Source organism: Moraxella atlantae NBRC 14588 (assembly GCF_001591265.1).
GTDB lineage: Bacteria > Pseudomonadota > Gammaproteobacteria > Pseudomonadales > Moraxellaceae > Faucicola > Faucicola atlantae.
The window spans coordinates 20676-28161 of the sequence record NZ_BCUL01000018.1; the positions used below are offsets into that span (position 1 = coordinate 20676).

4 protein-coding genes and 1 tRNA gene are annotated in these 7486 nt (G+C 49.6%); 2 read left to right on the forward strand and 3 right to left on the reverse strand.

Annotated features, from left to right (window positions below; genetic code table 11):
- Positions 1-65: 65 nt before the first annotated feature.
- The gene (locus MA2_RS08785; protein ID WP_067058988.1) at positions 66-1478 is read right to left on the reverse strand and encodes an MFS transporter; all 1413 of its coding nucleotides are present in this window, start codon (positions 1476-1478) and stop codon (positions 66-68) included.
- Between the two features lie 461 nt (positions 1479-1939).
- On the opposite strand from MA2_RS08785, the gene uvrA reads away from it, so the two are divergent.
- A complete protein-coding gene (uvrA, locus tag MA2_RS08790) occupies positions 1940-4876 on the forward strand; it encodes an excinuclease ABC subunit UvrA (RefSeq protein ID WP_067058963.1) in 2937 nt (978 codons plus the stop codon).
- A gap of 210 nt (positions 4877-5086) precedes the next feature.
- On the forward strand, positions 5087-6190 hold the full coding sequence (locus MA2_RS08795; protein ID WP_067058969.1) for a calcium:cation antiporter: 1104 nt from the start codon (positions 5087-5089) through the stop codon (positions 6188-6190).
- Between the two features lie 252 nt (positions 6191-6442).
- Here MA2_RS08795 and MA2_RS08800 read toward each other — a convergent pair.
- Together MA2_RS08800 and MA2_RS08805 are read right to left on the reverse strand one after the other, a co-directional pair.
- A tRNA-Ile gene (locus tag MA2_RS08800) sits at positions 6443-6519 on the reverse strand.
- Between the two features lie 99 nt (positions 6520-6618).
- A complete protein-coding gene (locus tag MA2_RS08805) occupies positions 6619-7401 on the reverse strand; it encodes a phosphodiester glycosidase family protein (RefSeq protein ID WP_067058970.1) in 783 nt (260 codons plus the stop codon).
- Between the last annotated feature and the right edge of the window lie 85 nt (positions 7402-7486).

Here is a 7486-nt window from a genome sequence, read left to right on the forward strand (position 1 = left end):
TAAACTTATTTTTAGCAAGCCTTAAAAAAACTTGCCTGCTCACGGTTATTTTGCCTCAATTTAATTTAAATAGCTAGCGGTTGGCCGATGAGATGCGACAGTTGTTGTCGCGCCGCGTTGTCAAGTTGGTTTTTATCAAGTTTTAAATAGGCAATGCCTTCATCTGCCATGACGACAATTTCATCAATACCGTTAATGGCTAGCAAGTTTTGCGCCCACAGTTGGCGCGCGCCAGTTTCGCCTAGGCTCAACAAGTCAGGTGGCAGAGCAATCGTTAGACTGGTCAAATACGGTGGTGGCGCGATTGGGTAAATAATCGCCAGTGCCATCGCGGCAAGTAATCCCAAACACACCCAACCGACCCAAGCAGCATGGGTTAAAAGCACACCACCGAGTGCTCCACCGACGAATGCGCCAAAAAATTGTGCCGTCGAGTTTACGCCCATCGCGGTGGCTTTATTGGCAACAGGCGCGCGCTTAGAAATCCATGACGGAATGGTCGCCTCAAGGCTGTTAAAACCGATATAATACACCGCCAAACCGCCAATCAGCCCGACACTGTTTTGCCCAAACGCTGCCAATAATGCCAGCCCAACCACCAACGCAGCAAGGCTTGCCAAAAATACCGCGCGCATTTGGCGGTGTTTTTCGGCAATTACAATCAACGGCACGGCGATAACAAACCCAAGCAGCAGCAGCGGCAAATACACCAAACCTTGCCCACCAACCGACAAACGCAGCACACTGGCAAATTGTGCAGGCAATAGCGTAAACATCGCAGTCATCGTCAAATGCAGCGCAAAAATCGCCACATGTAAGCGGTTGATGTCACCAATCGCCAGTACATCGCGCAGCTGTGTGCGAAAACTGGCGATCGTACCGTTTGGTGCATTCGTATCTGTGGACAATAGCTGACGCAGCACACGTGTGGGGCTAGGTACCAACAGCAACAAGCCCATCGCCAAGATTGCCGCCAACGCGGTCAGCCAAAACAAGCCTTTAAGCCCAATCCAATGGGTCAGCACCGGTCCAAGCCCAAACGCCACCATCACCGACAGCGCGATGGTTAGCCCCATTGCCGCCATGGCTTTGGTGCGGTGTTCCTCACGCGTGATATCGGCAAGCAGTGCCATCACCACCGCCGACACCGCGCCACTACCTGCCAACAGCCGCCCAACAATGACCGTATAAATATCCGTCGCCAGTGCGCAAATCACCCCACCGATGGCAAACACCAATAATCCAATAACAATCATCGGTTTACGCGGATATTTATCAGCAAGCAGGCTAAACGGGATTTGCCAAATCGCCTGCCCAAGCCCGTATACACCAATTGCCAAGCCAACCAACAGCGGCGTGGCATGCTGATACTGTAGCCCATACACGGCAAATACAGGCACAATCATAAACAGCCCCAGCATCCGCAAGGCAAAAATTCCGCCCAAGCCGACGATGGCTTTTTTTTCTGCGCTGTTCATGGGTTGGGGTATTGCCATTTGGCTGGTCATTTGTCTTGCCACACTACCGCCCGTTTTATCTGTCAAAAACGCTATTATATGCCGATTTTTTGGGTTTAGAAAATTATTTGCTTAAGCAGGCTTTTTAAGCACAGTTCAACTACCCATAAGCATACAACAGCAAATTTTGACCGTTAAAAATAGTCAAAGTGTACCGTTTGCTGATGATAGCGAGTCAATGGTGTGTGCCATAGCAAGACGATAAAATTTTTAGAAATTGATGGTAGTTATCTGTATAAACTTAAAAAATATAATAAAATAAATTAATAAAAAATGAAAATAGATTGCTATTTGTCTAAAATCTCTTGTCTATCTAAAATCCGCATCTGTGCTTGAAACCACCGCCACACCGCCCCATAAACCAACCAGTTTTTTCTCAATTTAATCATGAATTTTTTAAAAACAACTGAAGTAAACGATTTATGGCAGCCAATCACCAACCCAATGACGCGATCAAAATCCGTGGCGCGCGCACCCACAACCTTAAAGACATCGACATCGACATTCCACGCGACAAACTGGTCGTCATCACAGGCTTGTCGGGTTCGGGCAAATCCTCACTGGCGTTTGACACCTTGTACGCCGAAGGACAACGCCGCTATGTAGAAAGCTTGTCAGCGTATGCGCGTCAGTTTTTGTCGCAAATGGAAAAGCCTGAGGTCGATAGCATTGAAGGTTTGTCACCTGCGATTGCCATCGAACAAAAATCCACCAACCACAATCCGCGTTCAACCGTCGGCACGATTACCGAAATTTATGACTATTTGCGCCTGCTGTATGCGCGGGTGGGTGTACCGATGTGCCCTGTGCACCACTTGCCCATGGTCGCGCAAACGGTGACCGAAATGGTCGATACCGTCATGGCGCTGCCCGAAGATAGCCGCTTGATGGTGCTGGCGCGCGTCGTCGATGATCGCAAGGGCGAGCATATTCAGTTGCTCGAGCAGCTTAAGGGACAAGGCTTTGTGCGCCTGCGTGTCGATGGTGAAATTTATGACATCGATGACGTGCCGCCGCTTGCCAAAACCTTCAAACATACCATCGATGTGGTGGTTGATCGTTTTAAAGTGCGTGCAGACCTAGGCAACCGTGTGGCAGAAAGCCTAGAGACTGCGCTACGATTGGGCGGTGATATTGCGATTTTGCATGACATGGATGGCGAGCGCGACGACCAAGTGTTGTCCGCCAAACACAGCTGCCCTGTGTGTGACCGCGCCGTTGCCGAGCTTGAGCCCAAATTGTTTAGCTTTAACAATCCGTATGGGGCGTGTCCTGTGTGCGATGGGCTGGGCAAACGCCAGTATTTTGCTGCCGAAAAAATAGTCCAAAATCCTGATAAAACGCTTAATCAAGGCGCGGTCAGCGGTTGGGACAAACGCCATGCGTATTACTTTGGCTTACTGACCACGGTTGCCAAGCATTATGATATCGACATGGATATGCCATGGAGCAAACTGGCGAAAAAACATCGCGATATCATTCTTAATGGTTCGGGTAAAGACAAAATGACGTTTAATTTTGTCGATGAACGCGGTCGCCGCTCAACCAAAACCGTGCCGTTTGAGGGCGTGTTGCCGTACATGGAACGCCGTTATCGCACCACCCAAAGCAACCTTGTGCGTGATGAATTATCCAATTATCTTGCCGATGCGACGTGTGACGCGTGCCACGGCTCACGGCTTAATGAAATTGCACGCAATGTTGAGGTCAAAGACCGTACGATTGCTGAGATGGTCAAGTTATCCATCGGTGAGGCGATGGCGTACTACCAAACCCTGCAGTTTGATGGTGCCAAAGGCGAAATTGCCGCCAAAATCATCAAAGAAATTCGCGAACGTTTAGAATTTTTGGTCAGCGTAGGATTGGATTATCTGACCTTGGCGCGTTCTGCCGAAACGCTATCGGGTGGTGAGGCACAGCGCATTCGCCTAGCCAGTCAAATTGGGGCAGGCTTGATGGGCGTAATGTATGTGCTTGACGAGCCGTCGATTGGCTTGCACCAACGCGACAACGACCGCTTGCTGCAAACCTTGACACGGCTACGCGACTTGGGCAATACCGTGATTGTTGTTGAGCATGACGAGGACGCGATCCGCCTTGCCGATCAAATCATTGACATCGGTGTGGGCGCAGGCGTGCATGGCGGGCATGTCATCGCGCAGGGCACAGCTGAGGAAATCGCCAAAATCCCCGATTCTTTGACAGGGCAATATTTGTCAGGCAAAAAGAAAATCGCTGTGCCAAGCGTGCGCCACACCGCCAAACGGATCAATGGTCATACAGACGATGCACAAGATCAACCTCAAGACAAGGCGCAACCCAAAGCCAAAGCCAAAAAATCTGCCGATGATGATCGGCCAATGATGGTGACATTGAGCGGTGCAACGGGTAATAACCTAAAAGATGTGACCTTAAACCTGCCTGTGGGCGTGTTTACCTGTATCACAGGCGTGTCAGGCTCGGGCAAATCAACCTTGATTAACCGAACCTTGCTACCGCTTGCGACCACACAGCTTAACAACGCCACCACCCAAGTGGCTGAGCCGTTTGACAGTATTTCAGGGCTTGAATACCTCGATAAAGTCGTTGATATTGACCAAAGCCCGATTGGACGCACGCCGCGCTCTAACCCTGCCACCTACACAGGCGTGTTTACACCGATTCGTGAGCTATTTGCGCAAGTACCCGAAGCCAAGGCGCGTGGTTATCAGTCGGGGCGGTTTAGCTTTAACGTCAAAGGCGGGCGTTGTGAGGTTTGTCAAGGCGATGGCTTGATTAAAGTAGAAATGCACTTTTTGCCCGACATGTATGTGCCGTGCGATGCATGTCATGGGCAACGTTACAACCGCGAAACGCTAGAAATCACCTACAAAGGTAAAAACATTGCCGATGTATTGGCGATGACGGTGGAGGACGCGGCGGAATTTTTTGAAGCCATCCCTGCTATTCATCGACGCTTGCAAGCCTTACAAGAAGTGGGGCTTGGCTATATTCGCTTGGGACAATCCGCGCCGACGTTATCGGGCGGTGAGGCGCAGCGCGTCAAACTTGCCAAAGAGCTGTCTAAACGCGACACGGGGCAGACCTTGTATGTGCTTGATGAGCCAACCACAGGGCTGCATTTTCATGACATTGCTAAATTGCTGGATATCTTGCACACACTGCGCGATCGTGGTAACACCGTGGTGGTAATTGAGCACAACTTAGATGTCATCAAAACCGCGGACTGGATTGTCGATTTGGGGCCTGAAGGCGGCTCGGGTGGCGGTGAAATCATCGCTGAAGGTACGCCTGAGGACGTGGCGGATAATCCAAAGTCACACACAGGTCGGTTTTTAAAGCCGTTATTGACCGCGTAACATTTGATCAACCACTCAAAAGCCCCAATCGGGGCTTTTTTTATGGTTTGTGTGAATCTTACTGGCAGGACGCGGCAGAATTGGTTAAGATACCTGACCGCCATAATATAAATAACTTATTGTTTTACTAAATATTTTTAATGGCTAGTTTTTGATAGCCAAGTTTTGATAGCCGATTTTAGGCAGTGGCATGAACAAAAGGAATAGCGTATGACAAAACAGACGTGGTTAAACCATCGATTTGACATCAATTTGCCCGTATGGACGGTGATTGCGCCCGTGCTGGCGATCGGGCTACTAAGCCTGCTGTTATTATTTCATCCTGCGCATGGACTGATTAATGCAATCACAGCCGTTTTGCTGATGGCATCGGTGTTCGCTGCGGTGCATCATGCTGAGGTCATCGCCCATCGGGTTGGTGAACCATTTGGTACGTTGGTGTTGGCGGTGGCGGTCACGCTGATTGAGGTGGCGTTGATTGTCGTTTTGATGAGTGGTAGCCCCATTGAAGACCGTGCGGTATTGGCGCGTGATACCGTGTTTGCCGCCGTCATGTTGGTGTTTAATGGCATCATCGGGCTGTGTTTGTTGATTGGTGGCTTGCGCAATTTTGTCCAAAAATATGAATTAGAAGGCGTAAATAAAGCGGTGGGCGTGCTGCTGACCATGTCGCTGATTGTGTTTATTTTGCCTAACTTCACCGAATCGACAGGCGGCGGTTTGATGCTGCATTCACAAGCGATTTTTATTGGTATCAGTTCGTTTATTTTGTACGCGGCGTTTATTTTTACCCAAACCGTGCGTCATCGCGATTATTTTATTGCCAGTGAAGGGGAGGACAATCACCTAACGGATAATATGCGCACGGTGGTCGTTAGCGCGGTGTGGTTGGTGTTGGCGTTGGTTGCGGTGGTGGGGCTTGCCAAGATGTTATCGCCGCTGATTGAGGCAACGGTAAATGACTTTGGATTGCCCAAAATCATCATTGGGATCATCATTGCGGCGTTGGTGCTATTGCCTGAATCGGTTGCTGCCATCAAAGCAGCCTACAACAATCGTTTGCAAGTGAGTTTAAATTTAGCATTGGGTTCGGCGATGGCGTGTATCGGGCTGACCATCCCAACGATTGTGGCACTTACGGCGTTTACGGGTGACCCGTTGGTGCTGGGGCTGACGGCAAAATACAGCTTAATGCTAATCATCACCTTGGTGGTTACCAGTAACACGCTGCGCACGGGTAAGACGACGTTTTTTTCAGGTGTGGTGCATTTGGTGCTATTGGCGACGTTTATTTTCTTTTCAATCGTGCCTTAAGCCGAACGCTTGGCTAAAAAAGCCATATAACAACGGGTTCGCTTATTTTGTCGGGCTTGTTGGGTGTGCATTGATCAAATAGTTTTAACGCTTTGATTTTGGTGTTACTTAAAGGCGTGGCGGTATATTTTCTGTGGTATAAACTTTATGTGTTCTATGCGGTTCAAGCCTGTTCACCATGTACGCAAAAATGCCGAAAGCCGCATAAAAAAAGGGTTCGCGTACTTCAGCGAACCCCTTAAAAATAGTGTTTGGTAGGCCCAGCAGGACTTGAACCTGCGACCAAAGGATTATGAGTCCTCTGCTCTAACCAACTGAGCTATAGGCCCAACATCGGCACGCCATCGACATGCCACAAGTAAGCCCATTATCATACCGTAAAAATTTTTTTTTGCAACGATTTTCATCGCGTATGTTGGCGTTAGGCATTAAGATTTAGCCGTCACCACCACCATCGCGCCCATGCGAATATTGTCCGCGCGTTCCAGATTTTCGCTATACAATGCCGATGCCGTGCCACCGTCCAAAAACAGCGCGTTATCACAGCGCAGTTGCTCTTTAAACAATTGGGCAAATTGATAAAAACTGACCCACGTATCACTGATGACAAACTTAACGCGCCCATCTTGGCACACGCCCACACCATTACGCAGCTTGGCGGACGTGCTTTGTGGGTCAAAACTGGGATGAATTTTGCCATCAATCACCAACATAGGACCTGATTGCGTGGCATAGGTTGGTCGAAGCCCGTTTGCCAGTTGTTTTGCCATGGCTTGGCTCTCGGTGATATGATAGCCACGATCATCCCACCAAAACACGCCATTGGGCAGCAGATGAAAATTGCCCGCGCCGTTTTTGAGGTTTAATGAGCGAATCTGTTGCCCGTCAATCACCGTGTAGCCAATCGGCGCGTACTTGCTGTCATACATGCCTGCATTCATGGCAAATTGCACTTGCCCAAGTTGCTTGCGCCGCGCGAGCGCCAATAGATTATCAAACGTCAGCAGCGGCTGGTGGCTTGGGCTGTCACGCCAAACCAGGCGCAGGGTTTGGTTGGATTTGGGGGCAAATTCACACAGCGTATAAGCAAACGGCTTTTTGAGCGCGCGGCAGGGTGGCTCAGGCGTGTTGGCGGTGCGGTAGCTGCCCCCGAGCAACGCAGCGGCAACCGATGCCATACCGATAACAACGCCCCACGTTTTTGCCATCATATCCGTTTGCCTTTTGAGATTGTCGCCAAATCACGGATTTTAAAGGTATATTGTAGCAGGTTTAGGGCAGTTTGGTGACAAATTG

Bases quoted from the DNA above. Each gene is read 5' to 3' on its own strand.
- MA2_RS08785 (WP_067058988.1), bottom strand. From the start codon at position 1,478: ATGAACAGCGCAGAAAAAAAAGCCATCGTCGGCTTGGGCGGAATTTTT.
- uvrA (WP_067058963.1), top strand. From the start codon at position 1,940: ATGGCAGCCAATCACCAACCCAATGACGCGATCAAAATCCGTGGCGCG.
- MA2_RS08795 (WP_067058969.1), top strand. From the start codon at position 5,087: ATGACAAAACAGACGTGGTTAAACCATCGATTTGACATCAATTTGCCC.
- MA2_RS08805 (WP_067058970.1), bottom strand. From the start codon at position 7,401: ATGATGGCAAAAACGTGGGGCGTTGTTATCGGTATGGCATCGGTTGCC.